At 61.1% G+C, this 26073-nt stretch carries 23 protein-coding genes and 1 pseudogene; 13 read left to right on the forward strand and 11 right to left on the reverse strand.

Features of this window, described 5'->3' with window-relative positions; all coding sequences use genetic code 11:
* Window positions 1-44 precede the first annotated feature (44 nt).
* Entirely contained in the window at window positions 45-371 is a 327-nt protein-coding gene (locus tag GIW69_RS24030; protein ID WP_236485259.1) for a hypothetical protein, read from the reverse strand.
* Between the two features lie 197 nt (window positions 372-568).
* On the opposite strand from GIW69_RS24030, the gene GIW69_RS24035 reads away from it, so the two are divergent.
* The 4 genes from GIW69_RS24035 (at window position 569) to GIW69_RS24050 (ending at window position 5794) form a co-directional block, all read left to right on the forward strand.
* On the forward strand, window positions 569-1009 hold the full coding sequence (locus GIW69_RS24035; RefSeq protein ID WP_236485260.1) for a carboxymuconolactone decarboxylase family protein: 441 nt from the start codon (window positions 569-571) through the stop codon (window positions 1007-1009).
* A 691-nt stretch (window positions 1010-1700) separates the two neighbouring features.
* Window positions 1701-2201 carry a sigma-70 family RNA polymerase sigma factor gene (locus GIW69_RS24040; RefSeq protein WP_236485261.1) on the forward strand — a complete coding sequence of 167 codons (501 nt, stop codon included), beginning with the start codon at window positions 1701-1703 and terminating at the stop codon, window positions 2199-2201.
* An 88-nt stretch (window positions 2202-2289) separates the two neighbouring features.
* Window positions 2290-3273 (forward strand): FecR family protein, encoded by a 984-nt coding sequence (locus GIW69_RS24045; protein ID WP_236485262.1) that lies wholly within the window; start codon window positions 2290-2292, stop codon window positions 3271-3273.
* 97 nt (window positions 3274-3370) lie between these two features.
* Window positions 3371-5794 (forward strand): TonB-dependent receptor, encoded by a 2424-nt coding sequence (locus GIW69_RS24050; RefSeq protein ID WP_236485263.1) that lies wholly within the window; start codon window positions 3371-3373, stop codon window positions 5792-5794.
* A gap of 156 nt (window positions 5795-5950) precedes the next feature.
* Here the strand turns inward: GIW69_RS24050 and GIW69_RS24055 are convergent, their stop codons facing one another.
* Window positions 5951-7102, reverse strand: coding sequence for an MFS transporter (locus GIW69_RS24055; protein ID WP_236485264.1), 1152 nt, complete (start codon window positions 7100-7102; stop codon window positions 5951-5953).
* A 175-nt stretch (window positions 7103-7277) separates the two neighbouring features.
* Here GIW69_RS24055 and GIW69_RS24060 point away from each other — a divergent pair, with 175 nt between their 5' ends.
* On the forward strand, window positions 7278-8273 hold the full coding sequence (locus tag GIW69_RS24060) for a diaminopimelate epimerase (protein ID WP_236485265.1): 996 nt from the start codon (window positions 7278-7280) through the stop codon (window positions 8271-8273).
* 9 nt (window positions 8274-8282) lie between these two features.
* Here GIW69_RS24060 and GIW69_RS24065 read toward each other — a convergent pair whose 3' ends face one another.
* The 6 genes from GIW69_RS24065 to GIW69_RS24090 all read right to left on the reverse strand — a co-directional run bounded on the left by GIW69_RS24065 (window position 8283) and on the right by GIW69_RS24090 (window position 15429).
* Window positions 8283-9848, reverse strand: coding sequence for a glucan 1,4-alpha-maltotetraohydrolase domain-containing protein (locus GIW69_RS24065; RefSeq protein WP_236485266.1), 1566 nt, complete (start codon window positions 9846-9848; stop codon window positions 8283-8285).
* A gap of 267 nt (window positions 9849-10115) precedes the next feature.
* A complete protein-coding gene (codA, locus tag GIW69_RS24070) occupies window positions 10116-11363 on the reverse strand; it encodes a cytosine deaminase (RefSeq protein ID WP_236485267.1) in 1248 nt (415 codons plus the stop codon).
* A gap of 13 nt (window positions 11364-11376) precedes the next feature.
* Window positions 11377-12648, reverse strand: coding sequence for a cytosine permease (gene codB / locus GIW69_RS24075; protein ID WP_236485268.1), 1272 nt, complete (start codon window positions 12646-12648; stop codon window positions 11377-11379).
* Between the two features lie 241 nt (window positions 12649-12889).
* Complete coding sequence (locus GIW69_RS24080) at window positions 12890-13711, reverse strand: alpha/beta fold hydrolase (protein WP_236485269.1); 822 nt, start codon at window positions 13709-13711, stop codon at window positions 12890-12892.
* Between the two features lie 196 nt (window positions 13712-13907).
* The gene (queD, locus tag GIW69_RS24085; RefSeq protein ID WP_008056290.1) at window positions 13908-14264 is read right to left on the reverse strand and encodes a 6-carboxytetrahydropterin synthase QueD; all 357 of its coding nucleotides are present in this window, start codon (window positions 14262-14264) and stop codon (window positions 13908-13910) included.
* Between the two features lie 85 nt (window positions 14265-14349).
* Entirely contained in the window at window positions 14350-15429 is a 1080-nt protein-coding gene (locus tag GIW69_RS24090; RefSeq protein ID WP_236485270.1) for a patatin-like phospholipase domain-containing protein, read from the reverse strand.
* A 281-nt stretch (window positions 15430-15710) separates the two neighbouring features.
* Here GIW69_RS24090 and GIW69_RS24095 point away from each other — a divergent pair, with 281 nt between their 5' ends.
* From GIW69_RS24095 to GIW69_RS24110, 4 genes are read left to right on the forward strand one after another with little or no spacing between them, the layout of a single operon-like run.
* Window positions 15711-16019 (forward strand): PepSY domain-containing protein, encoded by a 309-nt coding sequence (locus tag GIW69_RS24095; protein WP_236485271.1) that lies wholly within the window; start codon window positions 15711-15713, stop codon window positions 16017-16019.
* A complete protein-coding gene (locus tag GIW69_RS24100) occupies window positions 16019-16342 on the forward strand; it encodes a PepSY domain-containing protein (RefSeq protein ID WP_236485272.1) in 324 nt (107 codons plus the stop codon). Before GIW69_RS24095 ends, GIW69_RS24100 begins: the two co-directional genes overlap by 1 nt.
* Window positions 16343-16345: 3 nt before the next feature.
* A complete protein-coding gene (locus tag GIW69_RS24105) occupies window positions 16346-17014 on the forward strand; it encodes a response regulator transcription factor (protein ID WP_236485273.1) in 669 nt (222 codons plus the stop codon).
* The gene (locus GIW69_RS24110) at window positions 17011-18324 is read left to right on the forward strand and encodes a sensor histidine kinase (protein WP_236485274.1); all 1314 of its coding nucleotides are present in this window, start codon (window positions 17011-17013) and stop codon (window positions 18322-18324) included. The genes GIW69_RS24105 and GIW69_RS24110 overlap by 4 nt, the downstream gene beginning before the upstream one ends.
* Before the next feature lie 118 nt (window positions 18325-18442).
* Here GIW69_RS24110 and GIW69_RS26485 read toward each other — a convergent pair whose 3' ends face one another.
* Complete coding sequence (locus GIW69_RS26485; protein WP_496570956.1) at window positions 18443-19198, reverse strand: methyl-accepting chemotaxis protein; 756 nt, start codon at window positions 19196-19198, stop codon at window positions 18443-18445.
* 102 nt (window positions 19199-19300) lie between these two features.
* A pseudogene (locus GIW69_RS26490) lies at window positions 19301-20590 on the reverse strand (cache domain-containing protein); the annotation flags it as partial.
* A 266-nt stretch (window positions 20591-20856) separates the two neighbouring features.
* On the opposite strand from GIW69_RS26490, the gene GIW69_RS24120 reads away from it, so the two are divergent.
* On the forward strand, window positions 20857-22173 hold the full coding sequence (locus GIW69_RS24120) for a Na+/H+ antiporter NhaC family protein (RefSeq protein ID WP_236485276.1): 1317 nt from the start codon (window positions 20857-20859) through the stop codon (window positions 22171-22173).
* Between the two features lie 165 nt (window positions 22174-22338).
* Complete coding sequence (gene ctpM, locus GIW69_RS24125; RefSeq protein WP_236485277.1) at window positions 22339-24021, forward strand: methyl-accepting chemotaxis protein CtpM; 1683 nt, start codon at window positions 22339-22341, stop codon at window positions 24019-24021.
* A 51-nt stretch (window positions 24022-24072) separates the two neighbouring features.
* On the opposite strand, the gene GIW69_RS24130 is transcribed toward ctpM, so the two are convergent.
* The gene (locus tag GIW69_RS24130; RefSeq protein WP_236485278.1) at window positions 24073-25008 is read right to left on the reverse strand and encodes a LysR family transcriptional regulator; all 936 of its coding nucleotides are present in this window, start codon (window positions 25006-25008) and stop codon (window positions 24073-24075) included.
* 114 nt (window positions 25009-25122) lie between these two features.
* Here GIW69_RS24130 and GIW69_RS24135 point away from each other — a divergent pair, with 114 nt between their 5' ends.
* Both GIW69_RS24135 and GIW69_RS24140 read left to right on the forward strand, forming a co-directional pair.
* Window positions 25123-25611 (forward strand): DMT family transporter, encoded by a 489-nt coding sequence (locus GIW69_RS24135; protein ID WP_236485279.1) that lies wholly within the window; start codon window positions 25123-25125, stop codon window positions 25609-25611.
* 2 nt (window positions 25612-25613) lie between these two features.
* Window positions 25614-26066 carry a DMT family transporter gene (locus GIW69_RS24140; RefSeq protein WP_236485280.1) on the forward strand — a complete coding sequence of 151 codons (453 nt, stop codon included), beginning with the start codon at window positions 25614-25616 and terminating at the stop codon, window positions 26064-26066.
* Window positions 26067-26073 lie beyond the last annotated feature (7 nt).

Below are 26073 nucleotides of genomic sequence, written 5' to 3' on the forward strand. Positions count from 1 at the left end.
CGCTCCTACAGGGGAACGGGTCACCTGGGGTGGCTCTTGTTCGTTCAGCTGCCCGAGCCACCGCCCGCACCGCCGGTGCCACCACCTGCCGATCCGGTGCCGCCGCCTGCGCCCGAACCCGAACCGCTGGCGCCACCATTGGTGCCGGTGCCCGTACCGGTAGAACCGGCGTTACCGGATCCATCATTGCCGGTGCTGTTACCGCCCGCAGGCGAGCCCGGGGTGTTATCCGGCGGCATGGTCGAACCGCTGGTGGCACCGGATTTGGTGCCGGTGGCATCCGTGCTGTCGTTCGAAGCGGCGAAGCTGGCCGCCGAAGCGGTCGCCAACAGGCCGGCGAGTAGAAGTGAAGTGAGTTTGCGCGTCATCATGGTTTGTCTCCGCAAAGTGGGTCGCTACCTGATATTGGTCAGGCGAGGAGAGCGACGAGTGCCGACCGGATGACGAGCGGTCGGTTCGTTACAAGGTTTTTCCGGAAGTGGCCTACCCGTCTTCCGGGAGATTGGCTATTTGTCCGGGGCCATAGCGGGACTAATTTAGTCACACATTCACATGCCTCGGAGCCACCATGACAACTCGCCTCGATTTTTACACCGCTTCCCCGGAGGCGCTCAAAGCCATGATCGCCCTGGAAACCGCCGTCTCGAAACTGCCGTTGGAAAAGTCACTGATCGAACTGGTCAAGCTGCGTTCCTCGCAGATCAATGGCTGCGCATTCTGCATCGACATGCACACCGCCGATGCAATCAAGGACGGCGAAACCCCGCGTCGTCTGTTCGCCGTGACCGCGTGGCGTGAAGCCCCCTTCTTCACTGACCGCGAGCGCGCCGCACTGCTGTGGACTGAATCCCTGACCCAACTGAGCCTGACCCACGCCCCTGATGAAGACTACGACGTCGTCGCGGCGCAGTTCTCGCCCAAGGAAATGGTCGACCTGACCGTGGCGATCAGCACCATCAACGGCTGGAACCGCCTGGCCGTCGGCTTCCGCAAAACCCCGCAGATCTAAGACCTCCACGCAATTCCCGGCAGGAGCCAAGCCTGCTCGCTCCCACAATGTCTGGCGGTGAATCCGGATGTCATGAGCCAACACAATCCCTGTGGGAGCTGGCTTGCCAGCGATGAGGGCGGCATGGTCGACCTCTTCATCGACTGACCCGACGCTATCGCTGGCAAGCCAGGCTCCCACAAGATTTGGGGCGAATCGCAATGTCCGGTTTGACCCAAATCCCGGCAGGCGCCGAGCAGACTCGCTCCTACAATGTCTGGCGGTGAATCTGGACGTCATGAGCCAACACAATCCCTGTGGGAGCTGGCTTGCCAGCGATGAGGGCGGCATGGTCGACCTCTTCATCGACTGACCCGACGCTATCGCTGGCAAGCCAGGCTCCCACAAGATTTGGGGCGAATCGCGATTTCCGGTTTGACCCAAATCCCGGCAGGCGCCGAGCAGACTCGCTCCTACAATCCCAGTGGGAGCAGCTTGCCAGCGATGAGGGTGGCATGATCGACGTCTTCATCGACTGACCCGACGCTATCGCTGGCAAGCCAGGCTCCCACAGGATTTGGGGCGAATCGCAATGTCCGGTTTGACCCAAATCCCGGCAGGCGCCGAGCAGACTCGCTCCTACAGCAAGGAATGAATTGCCGGGCTTAATAGGAAGCATTACTATTCACGGCCCTTTCCCCAGCACGCTGCAATGAACCCCATGCTGCCCCGCAGACCCGGCTTCCTCGAACATTACGAAGAGTTGATCGGCACCTGGACTCGTCGCCTGCGCAACCGTCAGCAGGCCGAAGACTTGGCGCACGACACCTTTGTGCGGGTGCTTGAATCCGATGCGGCAGCGGTGCAACAGCCCCGTGCATATTTGCACCAGACCGCGCGCAACATCGCTGTGGACGGTTATCGGCGCGAGGATCGGCGCGGTGCGGTGGAGTCGGAGACGTTCGATCACAGTGCTTCGCCAACCGGCGACCCGGAGCATTACATGCATGCGATCCAGTTGGCCGACTCCATTGAACGGGCGCTCGCCGAACTGCCGGTCAATTGTCGTCGGATTTTCGTCTGGCAGAAGATCGAAGGCCTGACCCAGGCGGAAATCGCCGAGCGCCTCGGGCTGTCTAGGAACATGGTGGAAAAGTATATGATCCGCACCCTGCGGCATCTGCGTGATCGCCTGGACGGGGCGCAATCATGAGGTGTCGTGACGCGCAAAAGATCGCAGCCTCCGGCAGCGCCGACACGAGCAGATTCCCTTTTGAACCCTCAGCCAAACAGGACATTCCATGACGGATATTCGTGATTGTGCGTGCGGGCGAACAACGGTGCGCGATGAGGCGGCACGCTGGTTTGTGCGTTTGCAGGAGCCGGCCGTCAGTGTCGACGAGCAGCAGCGCTTTGATGCCTGGCTGGCCGAGCACCCTCAGCACCGTGACGAATTCCTCTTGCTGCAGGGCTTGTGGTCGGCAGCCGATTTAGTGCCGACGCAGCGTCTTGAAGCCTTGTGCGAACCCCCGCCGCCACGACGCAAACGTCCGCCACTGGTGCGTTACGTCGTGGCAGCCGGCCTGCTGGCGGTGGCGATCGGTCTGGGGTTGTTCAGCGGTTTGAATGACCCGCGCGGTTACCGCGCCGATTTCGCCACGGTGCTCGGCGAACGTCGGCATGTCGCGTTGCCGGACGGTTCGACGATGGATCTCAACAGTCGCAGCCACGTTCAGGTGCGCTATGAAAAACATCGCCGCGTCGTCGAGTTGAGCGAGGGCGAGGCGATGTTCAGCGTCCAGCACGACAGCGATCGGCCGTTCGTGGTCGAGGCCGGCAGCGGTAAGGTCACGGTCACCGGCACGCGCTTCGATGTGCGCCGCGACCCCATGCAAACCCGGGTCGCGGTGGAGCAGGGCACGGTGAAAGTGCAGGGCAGTCATGCGCCGGAGGACGAGTTCGTCAGCCTCACCGCTGGCCTCGGCACTCAGGTCGATGAGCAAGGCAAAGTGGCCGCCGCGTATGCGATCGATCCGGCGCAACTGACGGCCTGGCGCAGCGGCAAACTGGTGTTCAACAATGCCAGCCTCGGTGAAGTGGCGGCAGAAGTGTCGCGCTATCGCGATAAGCCGTTGACCGTTGCAAACCCCGCTATCGCCAATCTGCGCCTGACCAGCGTGTTCAAATCCGACAACACCGACGCCTTGCTCAAAGCCCTGCCGAGCATCCTGCCGGTGGCCGTGCGCAACCTGCCGGATGGCAGTCAGGAAATAATTTCAAAATAAAATTCAGGTTTTTTTCGAGTTCATCGTCTTCCTGTCAACTGCAACTGGTTTGCATTAACAGACGCACACTCTTGCGATCCACAGGACTCCGTTCGACGTGAAAAACACCCTCGCCAACAACAAAAAAATCCCCTGGTTGCCGCTCGCGCTTGCGCTGGCGGTCAATACCGCCACGCCGCTGGCCATTGCCGCCGAGGCCATTCATATCCGCGCACAGCCGTTGGGTCAGGCCTTGAGCGAACTGGGCCGGCAGACGTCGCTGCAAGTGTTTTTCAGCCCCGATCTGGTCGCCGGCAAACAAGCGCCGGCGGTGGAGGGTGATCTCTCGCCGGAGCAAGCCTTGCGTGAATTGCTCCAGGGTAGCGACCTGAATTATCAGATTAACGAAGGCTCGGTGACCTTGGCGCCGGCACCAACGGCCGCCGCCGGTGGCCCGTTGGAACTGGGTGTGACCGACATCAAAGTGGTCGGCGACTGGCTCGGCGACGCCGACGCTGCCGTGGTGCAGAATCACCCTGGCGCGCGCACGGTGATCCGTCGCGAAGCCATGGTCGAGCAGGGCGCCATGAACGTTGGCGACGTGTTGCGCCGTGTACCCGGTGTGCAAGTGCAGGAAGCCAACGGCACTGGCGGCAGCGACATCTCGCTGAACGTCGGCGTGCGCGGCCTCACTTCGCGCCTGTCGCCACGCTCGACGGTGTTGATTGACGGCGTACCGGCGGCGTTTGCGCCGTACGGCCAGCCGCAACTGTCGATGGCACCGATTTCCTCCGGCAATCTCGACAGCATCGACGTGGTACGCGGCGCCGGTTCGGTGCGCTACGGGCCACAAAACGTCGGCGGCGTGATCAACTTCGTGACCCGTGCGATCCCGGAAAAAACCACCGGTGAAATCGGCACCACCCTGGAAACGTCGCAGCACGGCGGCTGGAAGCACATCGACACCGCTTTCCTCGGCGGCACGGCCGACAACGGCATCGGCATGGCGCTGTTGTACTCGGGCGTGAATGGCAACGGTTACCGCGAGCGCAACCAAAGCAACGACATCGACGACGTGATCCTCAAGACCCACTGGGCGCCGACGGATCAGGACGATTTCAGTCTCAACTTTCACTATTACGACGCCAGCGCCGACATGCCCGGCGGCCTCACGCAGCAGCAGTACGACGACAAGCCGTTCCAGTCGGATCGCGATTACGACGGCTTCACCGGGCGGCGCAAAGACGTGTCGTTCAAGTGGATCCGCCAGATCGACGAGCGCACCCAGGCCGAAGTGCTGACCTACTATTCCGACAGCTTCCGTGGCAGCACCATCGCCGCCCGCGACCAGAAAACCCTCAGCTCGTTTCCGCGGTCCTACTACACGTTGGGCATTGAACCGCGCGTGTCTCGCGTCTTTGATGTCGGCCCGACCACCCAGGAAGTCAGCGTCGGTTATCGCTACCTCAAAGAAGCGATGCACGAGCAATCCAGCCGACTCGCGCTGGTCAACAATCAACCGGTGGTGACGCCGACATCCGACGGTCACGTGTTCCAGGATCGCACCGGCGGCACCGAAGCGAACTCGGTCTACATCGACAACAAGATCGATGTCGGCAACTGGACGGTGACGCCGGGCATTCGCTTCGAGCACATCAGCACCGACTGGCACGACCGCGCGGTGCTCGATACCGCCGGCCGGCGCGTTCCGGAGAAAAACCGCAGCATCGAGAGCAACGAACCGCTGCCGGCGCTGAGCGTGATGTATCACATGTCCGATGCGTGGAAGTTGTTTGCCAACTACGAGACCTCGTTCGGCAGCCTGCAATATTTTCAGCTCGGCCAGGGTGGCTCGGGCGATGAAACCGCCAACGGCCTGGAGCCGGAAAAGGCCAAGACTTACGAAATCGGCACACGTTTCAACGATGACGTGTGGGGCGGGGAAGTGACGCTGTTCTACATCGACTTCGATCACGAACTGCAATACGTCAGTAATGACGTCGGCTGGAGCAACCTCGGCGCAACCAAACACCAGGGCATCGAAGCGTCGGTGCACTACGACCTGGCGGCACTCGATCCACGTCTTGATGGCCTGACCGCCAATGCTGGGGTCACGTACACCCGCGCCACGTACGAAGGCGAAATTCCCGGCTTCAAGGGCCGCGACCTGCCGTATTACTCGCGTCAGGTCGCGACCGTCGGCCTGCGTTACGACGTCAATCGCTGGACTTACAACATCGACGGTTTTGCCCAGTCCAAGCAGCGCGCACCGGGCACCGGCGTGAACGCCGACGGCAGTTTCAGCAACAACTACATCACCGAAGGCACGGCAGACGGGCAGTACGGCGACATTCCGGGTTATGTCACCTGGAACGTGCGCGGCGGTTATGACTTCGGTTCACAGTTGTCGAACCTGAAGGTCGGCGCCGGGGTGAAAAACATCTTCGACAAGCAATATTTCACCCGCTCCAGCGACAACAACGCGGGCATGTACGTGGGCACACCGCGCACGTTCTTTGTGCAGGCCAGCGTTGGTTTCTGATTGGTATCGACCTGATCGCGGGTAAACACGTTCGCGTTATGGTTTGTGGTCATGACCCAAATTTTCTGTAGGCGCCGGGCTTGCCCGGTTCCTGCAGGGATCGTGGGCACCAAAAATGGCGGGCACGAGTTGCCGCAGGCTGCGGTTTTTTCCGTTCTAAACCTTCAACACTTTCCCGCCTATCGCCACCGCCACCAGCAGCACTGCCATCAACCCGAAGGCAAAGCTCAAACTGCTGGCATGGGCGACGAAACCGATTACCGCCGGCCCCGCCAGAATACCTGCGTAACCCAGGGTGGTGATGGCCGGGACGGCGATGCTTTCCGGCATCACGGTTTGTTTACCCACGGCGGTATAGAGCACCGGCACGATGTTCGAACACCCCGCACCGACCAGTGCATAACCGACCAGCGCTGCTTGCCAGCTCGGCGCGAACGTTGCCAAAAATAGCCCCGCCGCTGCCGTCAAACCGCCGAACAGAATCACCCGTGTCGCACCCAGTCGCCGCACGATCCGGTCACCGGTCAAACGACCCGCTGTCATGGTCAGGGCAAACGCCGCATAGCCCAATCCCGCATAAGCCGTCGCAATCCCGCGCTCCTGAATCAGAAACACCGCGCTCCAGTCCAGCGCCGCGCCTTCGGTGAGGAACACGATGAAGCACATCCCGCCTATGAACAGCACGATGCCATGGGGCACCGCAAATGCAGGACCCGAACTCTCGCTGCCATAAGGCAACATGTGCGGCACGGCTTTGAGCATGGCCGCGATCAACACCGCCACCACCACCAGCATCGCCGCCAACGGTGACAGACCCAGACCGAGCAAGGCGCTGACACCGGCCGCACCGACAATACCGCCCAGGCTGAACAGACCATGAAACCCCGACATCATGTTTTTGCCGCTGGCCCGCTCGACGATCACCGCTTGCAGATTCACCGTCGAATCCACCGTGCCCAGCCCGGCGCCAAACATGAATAACGTGGCGACCAACGCGGGAATCGACGACACCGTCGCCAGCAACGGCAACGCCGCACAGATCAGCAGCGTGCCGCCCGTGGCCACGCGCCGGCAACCGAATCGCGTGGCCAGAATACCCGCCAACGGCATCGCCAGAATCGAACCCACGCCCAGGCACAACAGCAGCAGGCCCAGCGTCCCTTCATCCAGCCCGGCCCGCGCCTTGGCATACGGCACCAATGGCGCCCAGGCCGCGATGCCGAGGCCGGCGATGAAAAAGGCGATGCGGGTGGAGATCTGCTCCAAGCGTCCGGGAACAAAAGGGGTTTGGGCATTGAGACTGGTCATATCGATCCTTGGCAAAAAACGTCACGTCCCCGAAGGACACCCAGGCCGGGTCTGAGGTTCAGGCGCCTATCCTTGCACAAGGCATGTTCGATCCAAAACATACAAGCCAGATCTTTCGATTTTGTTTTTCCTTTACAGTGGCCGCCATCGATCCGGCGGGTAAAGGGGCTTTTTCATGACGCGGTTCTACGACGCACGCGGCAATGTGTACGGTGTGGTTTCACCTGAGGCGTTACGCCAGGCAGGGATCGATTTGCCGGACACGGCGGCCGAATGTGCAACGTCGCGTCAGCGCTGGAACCACGCCGCCGTGGCCGCCTGTTGCGATTGGCCCGAAGGTCTGCGCCCGGTGAACGCCAAGGCTCATCGCAGCGATGGTTTGCTGATCGGCCCATTCCAGGCTTGGCCGCCGTTCGATCTGCTGATCGTCAACACTGACGGCACGCTGGCCGAACGCAGCGGCAATGGCTTGACGATTTTTTCCCAGGCGCTGCATGAGCAGGGTCTGATGCCGGAAGAGGGCGCGTTGCTGCGTGTGCATCACGACAAACGCGATACTTCGTCGCCGGTCGATACGTCAGTAAAACCGGCCGAAGTCGACGGCGTGCAAGGCTTTTGGCTGGATCTCGGCCGGCCTGGGTTCGGGCCGTCGGCGGTGGGTGCTGTCGAGGTGGAAACGGTGACATTTGCGGGTCGTGAGGTGAGCCGCGTGCAGCCTCTGGCACAACTCGATCCGACGTGGGCGCACAGCCAGTTCGTGCGCATCGGCAACCCCCATTGCGTGACGCTGATTCCCGATGCCTCCGACTTGCCGAGCAATGCGCAGATGCAAATCCCGCCATTGGCCGAAGGCTTGAAGCGAATCGCTTATGTAATGCCCACGGGAGCCGGCGAACCCTGCCCGGCCGGTGTCAATTTGCAGTGGGCGGCACTTGAATCCGAGGGGCGTGTGCAGGCGCGAGTGTTCGAGCGCGGCGAAGGGCCGACGGCGTCTTCCGGCACCAGCGCCAGCGCCGTGGCCTGCGCCGCATGGCGAGTGGGATGGATCAAGGCTGGCGAAGTGCATGTGGTCATGCCCGGTGGCACGGCGCCTATTCTGCTGGAGGAGCAAGTAGGCGAGTTGACGGGCGTACGCCTGTTCGGCACTGCGCGATCGATCATCGACGTGTGAATGGCATTGTCATAGCCGTCCATTGGTTTCGACCGACGGTCCGCTGCTAAAGCTGACGTCCGGATCTGCTTGCCAGCGCACTGCGTCAGGGCTTTGCCCGCGTGCGATGCACTTCCATTGAATGAGTTGTGAATCAGGCATTTCGACAACGGTGCTCCAGCGCTCGCCGTTGGCGGTCAGCGCAATGGCGTGTCGCGGATCCCAGACGCCGAGTTCCAGCGATGAGCCCACGGCGAATATGCTTTCGCCGGGTTGCGGGCGTGCGTTATCGCAATTGAAGCGAACCTTGACCGTTGCCGGCTCCGCCGCCGTGGCCCAGATCCGGATTGCTCCGTTGTCCCATTCGAGTGTGGGCGTTGGCTGTCCTTGTGGTAAACGCTGAAGATCGGAATCCAGTGCAATGACCAACGTAGTGCGCGTGCCGGCGACAGATGCCACCAAACCCGAATACTGCGTATGGAAGCGAATCGCTGAGTCCGCACGGATGCCCGCGGTTTTGCGCAATGCAATCAATTTGCGAATCAGGTCACCGCGCTGCCAGTCGTACATGTCCGGCCAGTACACGGTCGGTGTGCCGGGGCTGGCAAGAATGTAGGCATAGGCTTGATTACGGCGTGCTTCGACCAGTGGCCAATGATGCTGACCCGCGTTTGCGCCCGGTGAGTAGCCGGTGTCGTGATTATCGACAAAGGTCACTGCGCTGCGTCGCCAGGCCGGATCGGGATTGCCGTTGAGGCCGTGTCGCCAGTCGGCAATCGAACCATTCTGGAACCGCTCCTTGAGCGCGAAATCGAAGACGGTGCAGTGCGAACGATCAGACCAATCCTTCAGTGCATCCTGCCAACTGGCGTTGCGTCGCCAGTCACCGGATGGAAACTCACCGGGAGCCTGCCAAAACTCGCCGACGCAGAACTGCTCGTTACCAAAGGCATTCATCCAGCGATCAACGGTTTCTGCCGCATAACCTTTCACGAAGTCGAAACGAAGCCCTTGCGCACCGTATTGATCGCGCAGGTTGATGTATTCATTTTTGAAGGTTTCGAACACTTGGGCGTTGCCGGTATTGAGGTCAGCGCTGCCGTCCATGAATGGTTCGCCCTCATCGCATTGGCTGCAATCACGACGCCATTCGTTGCGACCCTGTGGAAACATCGAATCGACGCGCTGGTCGCTCATGTGATTAGGCACCACATCAAAAACGACTTTCACTCCGGCCTGCGTCAGGGCCGCCGATGCTTGCTTGAGTTGTTCATCACTGCCGTAGCGGCTGTTCTTGTCAAAACTGTGCCAGAAATAACCTTCGCCACCGCCCTGCGCGGTAGCGCTGCGCCACTCGGAATCATCCGCCCAGGGTGGGGGCATCCAGATCATCGTAAAACCATCCTTGCCGATGGTTGGCGCGGCACGTGACAGCACTGAATACCATTTTTCGGTGTTGCGGCTGGCATTCCAGTGAAAGCCTTGCAACAAAATCTCTTCGCCGGAGCCATTGCGTACGACGACGCTGTCTTCGGCGGTTGCGGCAAAGGTCAACAAACAGCTGACAAGCAGGCAGGACAGTGCAGTCCGATTCATGATCGATCCTCCGGGAACGATGGTTCCTGGAGGCACTGTGCGCCGGGACGGAGGGGGTGTCTGCTGTCAGACGTGACAGGTTTATTGGATTAATTGGCGATTTAAAGGGAGGTTTAAATAACCGTGGATAATGAATTGCCTTCGCTGACGCCATCGCTGGCAAGCCAGCTCCCACAGTGATTGCGGTTGATCAGGGTTTTTCGCCCATCCTCGAATCCTGTGGGAGCTGCCTTGCCAGCGATGAGGCCACTGGCTTCAACGAAGATCTCAACGCAGACCCGTGCTGAACTCCACCACCGGCATCTGCCGCTTCATCAACACTTTACCCTCGCGAACCGAATACAGCGGCAAGCCCTGGCTGCGGATCACTTCGTAATCGCTGTCCGCCGACAAAATCAGCAAATTCGCCGGCCGCCCCGGTTCCAGCCCATAGCGCTCGCCCAGGTTCATCGCCCGGGCGCTGTTGTCCGTGACCAGATCCAGCGCACTTTGCAGGTTGCGATAACCGAGCATGTGGCAGATGTGCAGACCGGCTTCCAGCACGCGCAGAATATTGCCGTTGCCCAAGGGATACCACGGATCAACGATCGAGTCCTGGCCGAAACACACGTTCATCCCGGCTTCCAGTAACTCGTTGACCCGGGTCACGCCACGGCGTTTCGGGAAGTTGTCGAAGCGCCCTTGCAGATGAATGCTTTCGGTCGGGCAGGAGACAAAACTGATGCCCGAATGGCCGAGCAAGCGGAACAGCTTGGCGCAATAAGCGTTGTCGTAGGAACCCATTGCCGTGGTGTGGCTGGCGGTGACGCGCGAGCCCATGTCGCGGCTGCGCGCTTCTTCGGCGAGCACTTCAAGAAAGCGCGAGTGCGGGTCGTCGGTTTCGTCGCAATGCACGTCCACCAGGCAACCGGTGCGCTCGGCCAGATCCATCAAAAACTTTACCGAACTCACGCCCTGATCGCGGGTGTATTCGAAGTGCGGAATCCCGCCGACCACGTCCGCGCCCATGCGGATCGCTTCTTCCATCAATTCGCGGCCGTTGCGAAACGACTCGATGCCTTCCTGGGGAAACGCGACGATTTGCAGGTCGATCAGGTGACGGCTTTCTTCGCGCACTTCGAGCATTGCCTTGAGTGCGGTGAGTTGCGGGTCGGTGACGTCGACGTGGGTGCGCACGTGCTGGATGCCGTGGGCGGCCAAGGCCTGAATGGTTTTTTTCGCGCGGGTCTTGGTGTCTTCTTCGGTGATCGTGACCTTGCGTTCGCCCCAGCATTCGATGCCTTCGAACAGCGTGCCGCTCATGTTCCAGCGCGGCTCGCCGGCGGTCAGTGTGGCGTCCAGATGAATATGCGGCTCGACGAAGGGCGGCACGACGAGATTGCCGCCGGCGTCGAGATCATCGGGGCCCAGGGTCGGGGCTTCGGTCTGCCGTGCGATGCTGCGGATCAGGCCGTTGTCGACGTGCAATTCGTGCAAACCTTCCTGGTTGCGCAGGCGGGCGTTGATGATGTGCATCAGGCGAATCCTTTTATAGATCTTGTAGAGGTGCGGCAGCGCTGCGGGCGCCGAGTGCCCCGGTCACGAGCACATACGTTAGCGCGGCAGCGGCGATGCCTACCAGCGGCGCGACCCACGGCGAATTGAATGCGGCCACCGTACCGACCGCGTAAGCCCCGAGGCCCGGCCAGTTGAAGGCCGGCAACCGCGCGTCGGCCAGACGCGGATAACGCCCGCGCCAGCGGAAGAAAAAGTCCGCCATGATCACGCCGCCAATCGGCGGGATCACCGTGCCGAGCAGAATCAGGTACGGCACCAGCATGTCGTACATGCCGAGCAAGGCGAGCAGGGTGCCGATTACCGCGCCGCCCAAGGTCACGGTTTTGCGCCGTTGGGTGCGCAGCAGGTTGCAGCCGGCGACGGCGAAATTGTAGATGGTGTTGTCCTGGGTGCTCCAGATGTTCAGCAACAGCATCGCCATCGCGGCCATGGCGAAACCTTGCAACAGCAGCACTTCAACCACGTCCGGCTGCTGATAGACGATGGCGCCGTAAGCCCCGATCAGCACCATCAGACCGTTGCCGATGAAGAAACCGATCAGGCTCGCCAGCACCGCGACTTTGGCTGAGCGGGAAAACCGCGTCCAGTTGGTCGCCTGAGTCGCACCGCTGACAAAGGTGCCGAACACCAGCGTAATCGCGGTCGACCAATCCAGGGAACCTGTCGGCACCACGGCCAGCAAACCGTCGAAACCGCCGACCTTCACCGTCGCGACCCACATCGACAACATCAGCAACAGCAACATCGCCGGCACCGCGATGTACGACAGAATCTCCAGCCCGCGATAACCGACGTATGCCGTGGCGCAGAACATCAGGCCGAACAGCACCATCAGTGCGAGCACGGTGCCTTCGCTCAATTCGAAGTATTTGCCGATCACCACAGCCGCCGTCGCCGTGCCCCAGGCGTACCAGCCAATCTGGGTGAACCCGAGGATCAGGTCGCTGAGCTTGCTGCCCACTTCACCGAAACAGAACCGCCCCATCAGCACCGAATTGAGGCCGCTTTTGAACGCGATGTAACCCAGACCCGCTGCGTACAGGCCGAGCAGCAGATTGCCGATGGCGATCACGGCAAGCATCTCGCCGAAACTGAACGCCACGCCGAGCTTGCCGCCGGCAAACATCGTCGCCGTAAAAAAAGTGAAACCCAGTAACACCATCGCTGTTGACGCGAGGCCTTTGCGGGCATGCATGGGGACTTCGCTGAGGGGGTAATCGTTGCCGGGGGCGCTTTGCGTCATGGAGGCGTTCCTTGGGTGAGGAGAGAGGACGCGAGGAGGGTTGCAGTGGTCGTGCCAACCGAGAGATTGCGGGTATGTATAGACGACACGGCGAAGTTCGGCGCGAAAGCGGTGCGTCTGAACGCACCGAGGCACAATGTGGGAGCTGGCTTGCCAGCGATTGCGGTGCATCAGCCAATGCAAATGTTGACCGGTGCTCCGTCATCGCTGGCAAGCCAGCTCCCACAGGTTTCGCGGTGGATCAGCAACAAGGGAGGAAGCGCAGCAGGGCGGCGACGATGGCTTCGGGGGCGTCTTCCTGGACGAGGTGGCCGGCGTTGGCGATGGGATGAAATTGCGAGTTCGGGATCATCCGGTGCAACGCCCGGCCGCGTTCGATGGGAATCCATTGATCTTCTTCGCCCCAAAGGATTTGCACCGGGCAGCGAATCGTCGGGTACAGCGGCTCGGCTTCGACGGTGTAGCATTCGTCCATTTGCGCAATCTGCCGGTAAAGCGCCGCTTGTCCCGGATCGCCCAGCCAGGGTTTCACGTAGGGTGCCAGTTCGTCATCGGTGATGTCGCGATGAATTGCCCCGCGAATGTAGGTCGGCACAATGGCGCGCTGGATGTAATCGGGCAGGCCGCTGAACGCCGCTTCATGCTGGCGCACATGCTGTACGAAGGGCGAACCCCAAGGCGTGAGCGCCACCGGGTCGATCAGGGTCAGGCTGCGGTAGTTCTTGCCATTGAGCAGGTGGGCGCGTAACACCGTGGCGCCGCCGAAATCGTGGGCGACGACGTCAGGGCAATCAAGATCCCAGTGTTCGAGCAGTTGCGCCAATAGCTCGTTTTGCACGCCGAGGGACACGTCCGCATCCGCTTGTTCGGACTGGCCGTAACCGAGCAGGTCGAAGTAGTGCACGCGGTGACTGGCGAAAAAATACGGTGCGATGCGGTGCCACACGTAGGACGAAAACGGCGTGCCATGCACGAACACCAGCGGCGGGCCATCGCCGTGAATGGCGTAGCGAATCTTGTGTCCGTTGAAGTCAAAGACTTGATCCAGCGGCCAGTTCGTCATGGGCTGTCCTCTTGGCGGATTGGAAGGCCAAGAGCATAGGCATAAAAAGTCAGCCGTTAAAGGCTGTTTTGAGTTCTCGAAAAATCACTGTTCCCCTGTCGGAGTGAGCCTGCTCGCGATGGCGTCTTTTGAGTCAACATAGCGGGAAAGATATACCGCGATCGCGAGCAGGCTCACTCCTACACGGGGAGTTGGGTCACTCGCCGCGATAGATGCAGCCGCTGGTGCAGGTCTCGTGGATGCGGATCGCGCTGAGTTCCGGCAGCAGGGGCTTCAGTTCGGCCCAGATGAATTTGGCCAGGACTTCGCTGGTCGGGTTTTCCAGACCTGGGATGTCGTTCAGGTAGTTGTGATCGAGGCGCTCGTACAACGGTTTGAAGATTGCCTTGATTTCCGAGAAGTCGCGGATCCAGCCGGTGTGCGGATCGAGGTCGCCGCTCAGGTGGATCGCCACTTTGAACGAGTGCCCGTGCAGGCGCCCGCACTTGTGGCCGTCCGGGACGTGAGGCAGGCGGTGGGCGGACTCGAAGGTAAACTCTTTGAAGATTTCCACAGTGATTTCGGCTCTGTTCAGATGGCGTTCGCCGCAGCGATTCGGGCAGGCGGCGAGTTTATCAGCTTGTGTTTGGCCTTGCTGACTAAAGGGTCAGCAAGCGCTCGGCGAGGCGACCGTTGGCGCTCAATTCGAGAAACTCGTCGCCCAGGCGTCGGCTCTCGTCCATCGCGGCCCGCCAGTATTTCTGCCGGCTCGGGGCATCGCCCATGAAACGTTTGAAATCGTTACGATCCGGCAATTTTCCGTAGGGCAGGCGCGCCAGGTATTCCTTTGACGGCGCCAGCAGCAAGACGTCTTGCAAGCGCGTGGTGCAGGCGCGCCGCCATGGCAACGTCTTGTCGAACCAGCCGGGAATCACTCGATCGGTAAAGTGCGGATAGAGCACGATGCCATCGCCGGAGTACGGCAGGTCGAGGTGATAGTCGAGCAGACCACCGTCGCGGAACGTCCCCTCACCGGCGCCCGGCAGATCGCGTACGCCTTCCATGACCATCGGAATCGAGCCCGAGGCCAGCAGCGCCTGGCGCAGGTTGCCGGCGTCGAGGGCGACGAAGCGTGAGGGGAAGTCATTCAGCGCATTGACCGGCGGCGCCAGGCGCGGGTCGTGGATGATCAGCCGTTCGAAGTGTCGCGACAGCCGCGCCCGGCCCCTCAGGTTGTCGGCGATTACTGAACCGAGCGCCAGCCCGAGTCGGCCGCGATGATCGTCGGCCAACCCACCGTGGCTTCGGACCACCATGATGTTCAGCCGATAGTGGGGATTTTCGAGAATGCTCGCGTCGCGACCGTCGAGCAGATCATTGAGCATGCGTTGCGAACTCTGGCTGATCTGCGCCATGGTCACGCCTTTGGCGAAATCCTGTTCGCTGTACAGATGCCCGAGACGGCGAATCCCTGCAGCGGCGTCCGGCAGACAGGCACTCGCAAAGCGCCATGAACCCACCGAGGCGCCGATCAGCGAACGCTCGCGCGGTGCCGACGGCAGCCATTCGCCAAACAGCGCCAGATCCAGCCCCTGAATCCCTAACGCCTTCGGCCCACCGGCAGCGCCGGGCAGGGTGCCGACGTCGGCGGCGTTCAAGCCTTGGGCGCGAATGCGCGCCATGGCACGCGGGCCGGCCTTGAAGGTGAGGGCGGGGAATTTGATGTGGATGGCGGTCATACAGTCTCGATCTCTGGCAAGCGGCAAATTATAAGCACAATGCACAAACCCCTGTAGAAGCTGCCGCAGGCTGAATTTTTTGCCTGTCGTCAGGAGCGCGGAGCGTCCCGAGCGGCATTCCCGCGCGGAGCATGGGAACGATCAATCAAAAAAACCGCAGCGTCTACACGGGGCGGGGTGGTGGCGTGATGCTGCTATCCATGATGGCAATTCAGTTTCAGTTAAGTTCAGATCGCTAAAGTGATGGCCGTAAGCAACACATAAAAAATACGGAGACACCGATGAAAACCTTGACTGCCCTGTCCCTCGCTTCGTTGATCGGCATGACCGCCAGCGTGGCCCATGCCCGCGATCTTGGCCCTGATGAGGCCCAGGCGTTGCACGACGCTGGTACTATCGCGCCTTACGACCAGCTCAACGCCAATGCCCTGGCCAAACACCCGGGCGCCACGATCACCGATACCGAGCTTGAAGAGAAGTACGGCAAATTCATCTATCAAGTGGATATGCGCGACGCTCAAGGCATCGAGTGGGATCTGGAGTTGGACGCGGTCAGCGGGCAGGTGCTCAAGGATCATCAGGATAATTAATGAAGGCGTATTTTCTCTCGCACCTGCGCTTGCGCAGCCGCACGGCCCTGGCGCTGCTGGCGTTCTGTTCGGTGGTGATGGCGCGTGATCTGGATCAGGACGAGGCCCTTCGCCTGCGTCAGCAAGGCGTGATTCTTCCACTGGAGCAATTGCTGGAGCAGGCGCTCGCCCGTTACCCCGGCGCGAAGTTGCTGGAGGCCGAGCTTGAGGAAAAGCATGGCGTCTACATTTATGAAGTCGAGCTGCTGACCACCGAAGGCGTGGTGCGTGAGCTGGATCTAGAGGCTGCTACCGGCCGTTTATTGAAAGACAAGGAAGATTGACCGATGCGTTTGCTTCTGGTGGAAGACCACGTGCCCCTGGCGGACGAATTGATGGCCGGCCTTAACCGCCAGGGCTACGCGGTGGATTGGCTGGCGGACGGCCGCGATGCGGTCTATCAGGGCAGCAGCGAGCCCTACGATCTGATCATCCTCGACCTCGGCCTGCCCGGCGTTCCCGGGCTGGACGTGTTGACGCAGTGGCGTGCCGGTGGCCTGGCGACGCCGGTGCTGATCCTCACCGCACGCGGTTCCTGGGCCGAGCGCATCGAAGGTCTGAAGGCCGGCGCCGACGATTACCTGACCAAGCCGTTTCATCCCGAAGAACTGCACCTGCGCATTCAATCGTTGTTGCGCCGCTCCAAGGGCCAGGCCAACCAGCCGACGTTGAAAGCGGCCGGTCTGCACCTCGACGAAGGGCGGCAATGCGTGACCCGTGACGGCACGGACATCCAGCTCACCGCCGCCGAATTCCGTCTGCTGCGCTACTTCATGCTGCACCCGGAACAGATCCTCTCGAAAAGCCACCTCGCCGAACACCTCTACGACGGTGAGACCGAGCGCGACTCCAATGTGCTCGAAGTCCACGTCAACCACTTGCGACGCAAACTGGGGCGCAGCGTGATCGAAACCCGTCGCGGCCAGGGTTATCTGTTCGGCGGGCAAGCGCAGTGAGGTCGATCCAGCGCCGCTTGAGCCTCGGCCTGATCAGCGTGATGGTGATTGTCGGCCTGGTGCTGGCGCAAACCAGTCTGTGGTTGTTCGAAGTGGGCTTGCAGCGTTACCTCGAAGCCGGCCTGCGCAACGACAGCGAAAACCTGCTCGCGGCACTGGTGCGCGGGCCGCAAGGCTTGCAGCTGGATGAGCGGCACCTGTCGCCGGCTTATCAGCGGCCGTTTTCCGGCCACTATTTCCGCATCGACTTTGCCGACAGCCATTGGCGCTCCCGCTCGCTGTGGGATCAGGAGCTGCCGCGTCTTGACCATCCCGGGCTGCACAGCAATCTGCAATTGGGTCCGGAGCGCCAGCAACTGCTGGTCTTGCGTTCGGACTATCGACGGCTTGGCCAGGCGATATCCATCAGCGTCGCCCAGGACTACACGCCGGTACGCGAGAGTTTCCTGCGCATGCAGCAAATCGGCCTCGCGCTCGGTCTGGCCGGGTTGTTGCTGATTTTGCTGCTGCAACGGATCACCGTGCGCCGCGCCTTGCGGCCACTGGAAAAGGCCCGCGAACAGATCGCGCAATTGCAGCAGGGGAAGCGCTCACAACTCGACGATCAAGTGCCAGTGGAACTGGAACCGCTGGTGGCGCAAATCAACCATTTGCTGACTCACACCGAAGATAGCCTCAAGCGTTCGCGCAATGCTTTGGGCAACCTTGGTCATGCTTTGAAGACGCCGCTGGCGGTGCTGTTGAGCCTGGCGTCGAACGAAAAACTCGATGCCCATCCAGAGCTGCGCAAGATCCTCAAGGAGCAACTGGAGCAGGTGCAGCAGCGGCTCAACCGCGAACTCAATCGCGCGCGGTTGTCCGGCGATGCATTACCGGGGGCGTTGTTTGATTGCGACAAGGAGTTGCCCGGGCTATTGGCGACGTTGAACATGATCCATGGCGAGCATCTGGCGCTGAGTTACGTGGCGCCCCAGGGTTTGCATCTGCCGTGGGATCGCGAGGATCTGCTGGAGCTGCTTGGCAATCTGCTCGACAACGCCTGTAAGTGGGCGGATGCCGAGGTGCGTTTGAGCGTGGTCGAAACGGCTGACGGTTTCGAATTGAGCGTCGAGGATGACGGTCCGGGGATTCCCGAAGCTCAGCGGGCGCAGGTGTTCAGTCGCGGCACGCGGCTGGATGAACAGACTGACGGGCATGGTTTGGGCTTGGGCATCGTGCGGGATATCGTCGATACGTGGGGCGGCACGTTGTCGCTGGAAGAAAGCGAGTGGGGCGGCTTGAAAGTCTTGATCCAACTACCACGCCGCTAATCCCGTGCAGGCCGCGATCTTTTGACTGTCGTCAGGAACGCGGAGCGTCCCGGGCGGCATTCCCACGCGGAGCATGGGAACGATCGATCAAAAGATCGCAGCCTGCACACGGGGCTTTTCAGACGCGGAATTGGTCCATCAAACCCTGCTGCTGATTCGCCAGGCTGTTCAGCGCCTGGCTCACCCGCGCCGATTCATTGGCCTGCCCGGACAACGATTCCGTCACATCGCGAATGGTCGCGACATTGTTATTGATCTCCTCGGCCACTGCGCTTTGTTCTTCGGCGGCACTGGCGATCTGCAGGTTCATGTCGCTGATCACCGTCACCGCTTCACCGATCTGACGTAACGCCGTCACGGCTTGGCCCACTTGCTCGACGCTGCCTTGGGCCTGACGATGGCTGTTGCCCATCGAGCCGACCACGTCTTGTGTGCCGCTCTGCAACAGCTCGATCACTTGACGCGTTTCCTCCACCGACTCCTGAGTTCGCCGCGCCAGATTGCGCACTTCATCGGCGACCACCGCGAAGCCGCGTCCGGCTTCACCGGCACGGGCCGCTTCGATGGCGGCGTTGAGGGCGAGGAGGTTGGTCTGTTCGGCGATGGCGCGAATCACTTCGAGCACGCTGCCGATTTTCTCGCTGTTGGCGGCCAGGCCTTCGACTTGAACCATCGCCGCGCTCATGTCAGCGGCAAGGTGATCGATGCTGGCGGTGGTGCGGTCGATCACGGTCAGGCCCTGGCGGGTAGCGCGATCAGCATCCTTCGCTGCTTCGGCGGCTTGCGCGGCGCTGCGGGCGACGTCCTGTGCGGTGGCGCTCATTTCGTGGGACGCGGTGGCGACCTGGTCGACCTGGCGATATTGCTGCTCCATGCCGGCGCTGGTCTGGGTGGCAATCGCCGAGGATTGGTCGGCGGTGTTGCGCGCGTCCTGCACCGAGCGCTTCACCTCGGCAATGATGGGTTGCAGTTTGTCGAGAAAGCGGTTGAACCAGCCGGCCAGTTGTCCGAGTTCGTCTTGCTTGTCGTAAGCCAGTCGGCGAGTAAGGTCGCCTTCACCGCTGGCGATGTCTTCCAGCATATGGGCCACGCCGAGGATCGGTCGGGTCACGCTGCGAGCGGTCAGCCACATCAACAGCAGGCCAATCAACGCAGCCAAAGCGCCAAGCCCCAGTTCCATCAGCGTGCCGGTGGCGTTGCTGGCATCCAGTTGTTGCTTGAGTGCCTCGGCGCGGGCCACCAGTACTTTTTCCGGCACATCGAGCAGCACGCCCCAATACGGGCCGCCGGGGATCGGCTGGAACGGCGACAACACTTTCAGCTGCCCGCCGCTGTGCAAACTGCTGACGCTGTTGCTGGCGGCAAGCAGGCGCAGCAGTTCGGCGCCGCTGGTGTTGTCCACGGCATCAAGGCGCTGGCTGAGCTTGCCGGCGTCCGGGCTGTAACCGGCGAGCAGGCCGGCGGGGCTGACGACGCTCACGGCGGTCTGGCCGTCGTAGAGCTTTTTACTCGCACTCTGGCTGGTCGCTTGCAGGCTGTTGAGGTTGATGTCCACCGACAGCGAGGCGATGACTTTGCCATCCACCGTCAACGGAAACACGATGCTGGTCATCAGCACATTCTGGCCGTCGATCACGTAGAAGTACGGTTCGATCACGCAGGGTTTGAGCGTGGTGCGCGGGCAGGTGAACCAGGCGTTGGCGGCCTGGCCGCTGGGGCCGGTGCGGGTGTCGGCCATGTCGCTTTCCGGCAGCGCCATCGACGTCACCTTGCCCGGTGTCGGTTGTGACCAGTACAGAGCGAAGCGGCCCTTGTCATTGCTGCCCAGTTCAGTCTGATCGGCGAAGAGTTCATCCTTGCCGTCCAGCGCATTGGCTTCGAACACCAGCGACAGGCCGAGCAGTTGCGGGTTGGCTTGCAGCGCGGATTTGACCTGACGGGTCATGTCTTCTCGCAAGTCGAAGGCATCAAGGAAGCGTTTCTCGGCCTGTTCGCGCAAAAACAGCACCTGACGCGAAAAGCCATGGCCATATTGATAGGCGTCCATGAACTGCTGGCGAATCCCCAATGCCTGCACTTCGCCCTGCGACTCGATGCGGGCCTGGGCCGACTCGGTCAGCATTTCCATGCTCGATGCCTTCACCAAGCCGGAACTGTGCGCCATGCGATACAGCGAGAGACCCACCAATAGCGTCACGATACCCGCCAGGCAAAGGCCGGCGAGCAGGGTGATCTTCCATTGAATGGAGAGGTGCCTGAACGACATGGGGGGTGTCCTTATTCGATATTTATCTGAGACTTTGCACTGTAGCGGCTTAACAGCCGCTTTCTTGAGCCTCAAGCTGCAAGCGTTTAAGAGAAGATCGGTCAGCTTGCCGCTTTAAACTTGCAGCTTGCCGCTGCTTGCGGCACAGTGCGCGCCCTTTAATAAGACCCTTTTTTTCAATCCGTCGGCCGCCTCCGGGCAATGCCGGGCGGGCGTTTTCTGTCTGGCGGTGATGGCTTCACCGCAGTGTTTTTGAGGTAACCCGAATGAATGCAGTCATTGCGGCGGTTGGCGTGATGCTGATCCTCAGTCTGTCTCGCGTGCACGTGGTGATCGCGTTGATCGTCGGTGCGCTGGTCGGTGGCCTGACCGGCGGTCTGGGCATCGATGCCACGCTCAAGGCGTTCAACAGCGGTCTGGGCGGCGGGGCGACGGTGGCGTTGTCCTACGCGATGCTTGGCGCTTTCGCTGTGGCGATCGCCAAGTCCGGCCTGGCCCATGCGCTGGCCGACAAGGCGCTGGCGATGGTCGATCGCCAACATGCCAGCGGCGGCGGCAGCGTCAAATGGCTGCTGATCGGTCTGCTCTGGGTGGTGGCCATCGCTTCGCAGAACATCCTGCCGATCCACATCGCGTTCATTCCGCTGCTGGTGCCGCCGCTTCTTTATGTGCTGACCAAGCTGCAACTGGATCGCCGGCTGATCGCCTGTGTGATGACCTTTGGTCTGATCACGCCGTACATGTTCTTGCCAGTGGGTTTCGGCAACATCTTCCTGAATGAAATCCTGCTGGCCAACGTCGCTCGCAGTGGCGTCGACATCAGCGGCATCAATGTCACCCACGCCATGGGTATTCCGGCGCTGGGCATGATCACGGGTCTGGCCATTGCGTTTTTCAGCTATCGCAAGAAACGTGTGTACGACATGAGCCGGATCGGGCAGGTCGAGCAAGTGGCGGTGCAATACAACCCGCTGAGTTTGCTGGTTGCCGGTCTGGCGATTGCCTGTGCGTTCGTCGTTCAACTGCTGCTGGATTCGATGATTATCGGGGCACTGGCCGGTTTCCTGATCTTCTCGGTGTCAGGCATCGTCAAGTGGCGTGACACGGACGACTTGTTCACCGAAGGCATGAAGATGATGGCGATGATCGGCTTCATCATGATCGCCGCTTCCGGTTTTGCCGAAGTATTGAAGGCCACCGGTGAGGTGCAAACTCTGGTCGAATCGTCCGCCGCGTGGATCAATCACAGCAAAGGCGTCGGCGCTCTGCTGATGTTGCTGGTGGGATTGCTGGTGACCATGGGCATCGGTTCGTCATTTTCCACGGTGCCGATTCTGGCGGCGATTTTTGTGCCGCTGTGCGTGCAGCTGGGCTTTGATCCGATCGCTATTGTTTGCATCGTCGGCACCGCTGGCGCCTTGGGCGATGCCGGTTCGCCGGCGTCGGACTCGACCCTCGGCCCGACCTCCGGCCTGAACATCGACGGCCAGCATCACCACATCTGGGACACCGTGGTGCCGACGTTCCTGCACTACAACCTGCCGTTGCTGGCGTTTGGTTGGGTGGCGGCGATGGTTCTGTGATTTAAAGCACCAAGAGGACGTGATCGTTCCCACGCGGAGCATGGGAACGATCAACGGGCGAAAGATCGCAGCTGACGGCTGCGATTTTTTTTGCACTCAACTTTTGCACGGGCGTGCCGTTAATACTTTTGAACCACGCCAATAAAATCAAAAGAGTGAGTCCCCATGCGCCTGAGCCTCAAGGCCAAAGTTCTTTCTTTGGCCATCCTTCCGGTGTTGCTGTTTGCGCTGGTCATCAGCCTGACTACCCTGTTCATTTTGCAGGAGCAAGCCCACAAGGAAGTCGAACAAACCCGCGAGCGTCTGCTCAATGACGCCAAAGCCACCCTGCAAAGCTACGTCGCCGTGGCGATGACTGCGATCAAACCGCTGTACGACGCTGCCGCACCGGGTGATGAGGCCGCGCGGGCCCAAGTGGTCAAGTTGCTGTCGGGCATCAATTACGGCAAGGAAGGCTACTTCTTCGGCTACGACTCCAACATCGTGCGCCTGTTCAAGGCCAACGATCCTGACGGTGTCGGCAAAAGCTTCAAGGACAACCGCGACCCGAATGGTGTCTACGTCAACCGTGGCCTGGTGCAAGTGGCGAAGGACGGCACTCACTATCTCGAATACAGCTCGCCGCTGCCGGGCAACCCCAAAGTGCTGGTGCCTAAACTCGGCTACACCGAGTATTTGTCCAAGTGGGACATGGCGGTCGGCACCTCGGTCAACCTCGACGGCATCGAGGCCGAAGTCGCGGCGGTCGAAGCCAAAGTAGATGAGCGCATGCAAGGCATGGTGCTGAATATCGTCGGCGTTGCACTGGTGATGTTGCTGGTGATTGCGGCGGTGGGCCTGTTACTGGCCAATACCATCCTGCGCCCGTTGACCCAGATGAAAGCCAGCCTTGACGACATCGCGGCGGGCGAGGGTGACTTGACCAAACGTTTGAGCATCACCAGCCAGGATGAGCTCGGCGAGTTGGCCGGCTCGTTCAACCGTTTCGTCGACAAAATCCACGGCCTTGTGCGGCAGATCACCGAGATGACCTCGCAACTGACCGGCCTGGTCAATCAGGTCTCCGATCAGGCCCAGCGCTCCGATCAAGCCATGGAGCGCCAGCGTCACGAGACCGATCAGGTCGCCACCGCGATCAACGAAATGTCTGCGGCCGCCCAGGAAGTCGCCAAGAGCGCACAGAGCGCCGCCGTCGCCGCCCAGCAGACCGATGAAGAAGGCCAGGCCGTCAAGCGCGTCGTGGCCGGCAGCATCGAGCAGATTCACGCGTTGGTGGACGACATTCGCAGCAGCGGTGTGTCGCTGGACAGTTTGCAGCAGGACGTATCGTCGATCGTCAGCGTGCTCGGGGTGATCCGTTCGATTGCCGAACAAACCAATTTGCTGGCGCTCAATGCCGCGATCGAAGCGGCGCGGGCCGGTGAAGCCGGGCGCGGTTTTGCGGTGGTGGCCGATGAAGTGCGCGCGCTGGCCAGTCGCACGCAGATCAGCACCCAGGAAATCCAGGGCATGATCGACCGCTTGCAGGCGGGCACGCGTTCGGCCGTGGAAGCCATGCGCCGTTCGAGCGAGGCCGGTGACGGGACGTCGGCCCAGGCCAATGAAGCCGGGGCGTCGCTGGATGCAATGGCGCAGCTGATTGCGACCATCAACACCATGAACGCGCAAATCGCCAGTGCGGCTGAAGAGCAGACGGCGGTGGCCGAGGAGATCAATCGCAGCGTGCATCAGATTGCCGTGGCGGTGGATAACGTCGCCGATGAAACCCAGCAGGGCGCGCAAACGTCACGCAGCCTGGCGGATCTCGGTCAACGGTTGGGCACATTAGTCGGCCAGTTCCGAATCTGAACCACACCGAAACCTGTAGGAGCGAGCCTGCTCGCTCCTACAGGGATTTCATCAGGGCCGGTCCCAATAAGGCACTTCTCCAAAACACTCGACAAAAAAATCAATCACTGTCCGCACTTTCACCGACAACCGCCGGCTCCCGGGCCAGAGCACGGCGATTTGTTGCGGCTCAACACTGTTTGACACTTGATGCCCACCCAGCACCGGCACTAACGTGCCTTCGCGCACGGCCTCGCCAATCAACCATGACGGAAACATCACCAGCCCCAGGGCTTGCTCCGCTGCCTGGGTGAGGGTGTCGGCGTGGTTGCCGGTGATCGGGCCTTTGACCGAGTAGGGCGTCCAGTCTTCCTGACCCCGGCGGAAAAACCAGCGTTGCTGGCCGGCTGCGCCCTTGTACGCCAGGCATTGATGATGGGCGAGATCCTCCGGGTGCTTTGGCGTGCCATGGCGCTGGAGATAGGCCGGGCTGGCGGCGACCTGAAAGCGATGGGGCGCCAGAATCCGTGCCTGCATGCTTGAGTCGTGCAGCGGGCCGATGCGAAACAACAAGTCTGCGCCTGCCTGTAGCGGATCGACGTAATGGTCGGTCTGCTGGATATCCAGTTGCAGTTTCGGGTAGCGCGCGCACAACTGGCCGAGCCACGGCGTCAGGTGCCGTTGGCCGAACACCACGGGGGCGTTGATTCGCACAAGGCCGGTGGGCTCACTTTGTTGTTCCTGCAAGGCCTGTTCGGCCTCTTCCAGTTGCACCAGCACCAATCGCGCGTGATGGCCGAGCATGCGCCCGGCTTCGGTCGGCGTCACGGCGCGGGTATGGCGGTAGAGCAATTGCTGATTGAGTGCCTGTTCCATCAACTGGATCTGCCTGGAGATCGACGAGGGCGCCACGCCCTCGCGTCGGGCGACTTCGGAGAAACTGCCGTGGTCGAGCACCGCCACAAAGAGCCGTAGCGCCTTGAATCCCAGTTCGTTGAGCCCGTGCATGTTCGTTCCCGCTGTGCAGTTTACGCAAAAGTGTTATCCGGATGCTCCCATTTATCGCAAAGCTGCGCCAGCCGATAATCCGCGCCATCGTTTTTTCTTGTTCGGGTCATGTGTATGCAAACGTCGGATGAAGTGAAAGTGGCTACGACGCCGGCCAGCAAATCGGGATTGCGCCTGTTGCTCCTGCCGCTGGTGATCATGGCCGGCATGGGTTTGTCGGTGGAAGCGGGGCTGCTCGGGCCTCTGGGTGTGCAGGTCGGACATCTGTGGGCGACGCTGAGCATCTTCGGGGTCGGCGCGGCAATTCTGTTTTTGCTGTTGTTGCTCAGCGGTCGGCAGCAAGGCCCGGCATTCAATGAACTGCCGCGCTGGCAGTTGATCGGCGGCTTTCTCGGGCCGATCTATGTAGTGGTGTTGACCTTGGCTACGCCGCACATCGGCATCGCCATGACCATGATCGCCATTCTGTCGGGACAGGTTGGCAAGAGTGTGTTGATCGACCATTTCGGCTGGTTCGGCGCTGCGCGTAAAAAGGTCAACGGCGAGCGCTGGCTGGCGTTGGCGTTGATCGTGGCGGCACTTGTTCTGATTGCGCGGGGTTAAAGATGAGTCTGGTGATTTTGTTGGCGGTGGTGGTGCTGGCCGGCGCGGTGTTGAGCGTGCAGGCGGCGATCAACGGGCGGCTGGGTGAGTCTGTCGGGGTTTTGCGCAGTAGCTTGCTGACCTTTGCAGTCGGGGCAGTGGTGACCGGGTTGTTGATTCTGTTTTTTGAGCCGGCCCATGCGATGAGTTTGCTTGATGTGCCGAAGTGGCAGTTGAGCGGGGCGTTGTTCGGGGTGGTTTACATGATTGTGATGGTCGGCGCGGTGCCTCGGGTGGGCACGGCGGTGGCGACTGTGGCGGTGATCGTCGGGCAGTTGGGAATGGGGATGCTGATCGACAATTTCGGCTGGCTGGGGAATCCGGCGATTGATTTGTCGATGAGCCGGGTGCTGGCGATGGTGTGTTTGGGGTTGGCTTTGGTGTTTATGTATCGCAGTAGTGTGCGTTCTTCTTGAGTGCCCT

It is taken from the genome of Pseudomonas syringae (genome assembly GCF_021605415.1).
Taxonomy (GTDB): Bacteria; Pseudomonadota; Gammaproteobacteria; order Pseudomonadales; family Pseudomonadaceae; genus Aquipseudomonas; species Aquipseudomonas syringae_S.

Coding starts and splice junctions, on each gene's coding strand:
- GIW69_RS24080 (WP_236485269.1), bottom strand. CDS start 13,711: ATGACGAACTGGCCGCTGGATCAAGTCTTTGACTTCAACGGACACAAG.
- GIW69_RS24045 (WP_236485262.1), top strand. CDS start 2,290: ATGACGGATATTCGTGATTGTGCGTGCGGGCGAACAACGGTGCGCGAT.
- GIW69_RS24090 (WP_236485270.1), bottom strand. CDS start 15,429: ATGACCGCCATCCACATCAAATTCCCCGCCCTCACCTTCAAGGCCGGC.
- GIW69_RS24055 (WP_236485264.1), bottom strand. CDS start 7,102: ATGACCAGTCTCAATGCCCAAACCCCTTTTGTTCCCGGACGCTTGGAG.
- GIW69_RS24135 (WP_236485279.1), top strand. CDS start 25,123: ATGCAAACGTCGGATGAAGTGAAAGTGGCTACGACGCCGGCCAGCAAA.
- GIW69_RS24060 (WP_236485265.1), top strand. CDS start 7,278: ATGACGCGGTTCTACGACGCACGCGGCAATGTGTACGGTGTGGTTTCA.
- ctpM (WP_236485277.1), top strand. CDS start 22,339: ATGCGCCTGAGCCTCAAGGCCAAAGTTCTTTCTTTGGCCATCCTTCCG.
- GIW69_RS24065 (WP_236485266.1), bottom strand. CDS start 9,848: ATGAATCGGACTGCACTGTCCTGCCTGCTTGTCAGCTGTTTGTTGACC.
- GIW69_RS26485 (WP_496570956.1), bottom strand. CDS start 19,198: ATGGAGCAGCAATATCGCCAGGTCGACCAGGTCGCCACCGCGTCCCAC.
- GIW69_RS24030 (WP_236485259.1), bottom strand. CDS start 371: ATGATGACGCGCAAACTCACTTCACTTCTACTCGCCGGCCTGTTGGCG.
- GIW69_RS24035 (WP_236485260.1), top strand. CDS start 569: ATGACAACTCGCCTCGATTTTTACACCGCTTCCCCGGAGGCGCTCAAA.
- GIW69_RS24095 (WP_236485271.1), top strand. CDS start 15,711: ATGAAAACCTTGACTGCCCTGTCCCTCGCTTCGTTGATCGGCATGACC.
- GIW69_RS24100 (WP_236485272.1), top strand. CDS start 16,019: ATGAAGGCGTATTTTCTCTCGCACCTGCGCTTGCGCAGCCGCACGGCC.
- GIW69_RS24040 (WP_236485261.1), top strand. CDS start 1,701: ATGAACCCCATGCTGCCCCGCAGACCCGGCTTCCTCGAACATTACGAA.
- GIW69_RS24105 (WP_236485273.1), top strand. CDS start 16,346: ATGCGTTTGCTTCTGGTGGAAGACCACGTGCCCCTGGCGGACGAATTG.
- GIW69_RS24140 (WP_236485280.1), top strand. CDS start 25,614: ATGAGTCTGGTGATTTTGTTGGCGGTGGTGGTGCTGGCCGGCGCGGTG.
- codA (WP_236485267.1), bottom strand. CDS start 11,363: ATGCACATCATCAACGCCCGCCTGCGCAACCAGGAAGGTTTGCACGAA.
- codB (WP_236485268.1), bottom strand. CDS start 12,648: ATGACGCAAAGCGCCCCCGGCAACGATTACCCCCTCAGCGAAGTCCCC.
- GIW69_RS24130 (WP_236485278.1), bottom strand. CDS start 25,008: ATGCACGGGCTCAACGAACTGGGATTCAAGGCGCTACGGCTCTTTGTG.
- GIW69_RS24120 (WP_236485276.1), top strand. CDS start 20,857: ATGAATGCAGTCATTGCGGCGGTTGGCGTGATGCTGATCCTCAGTCTG.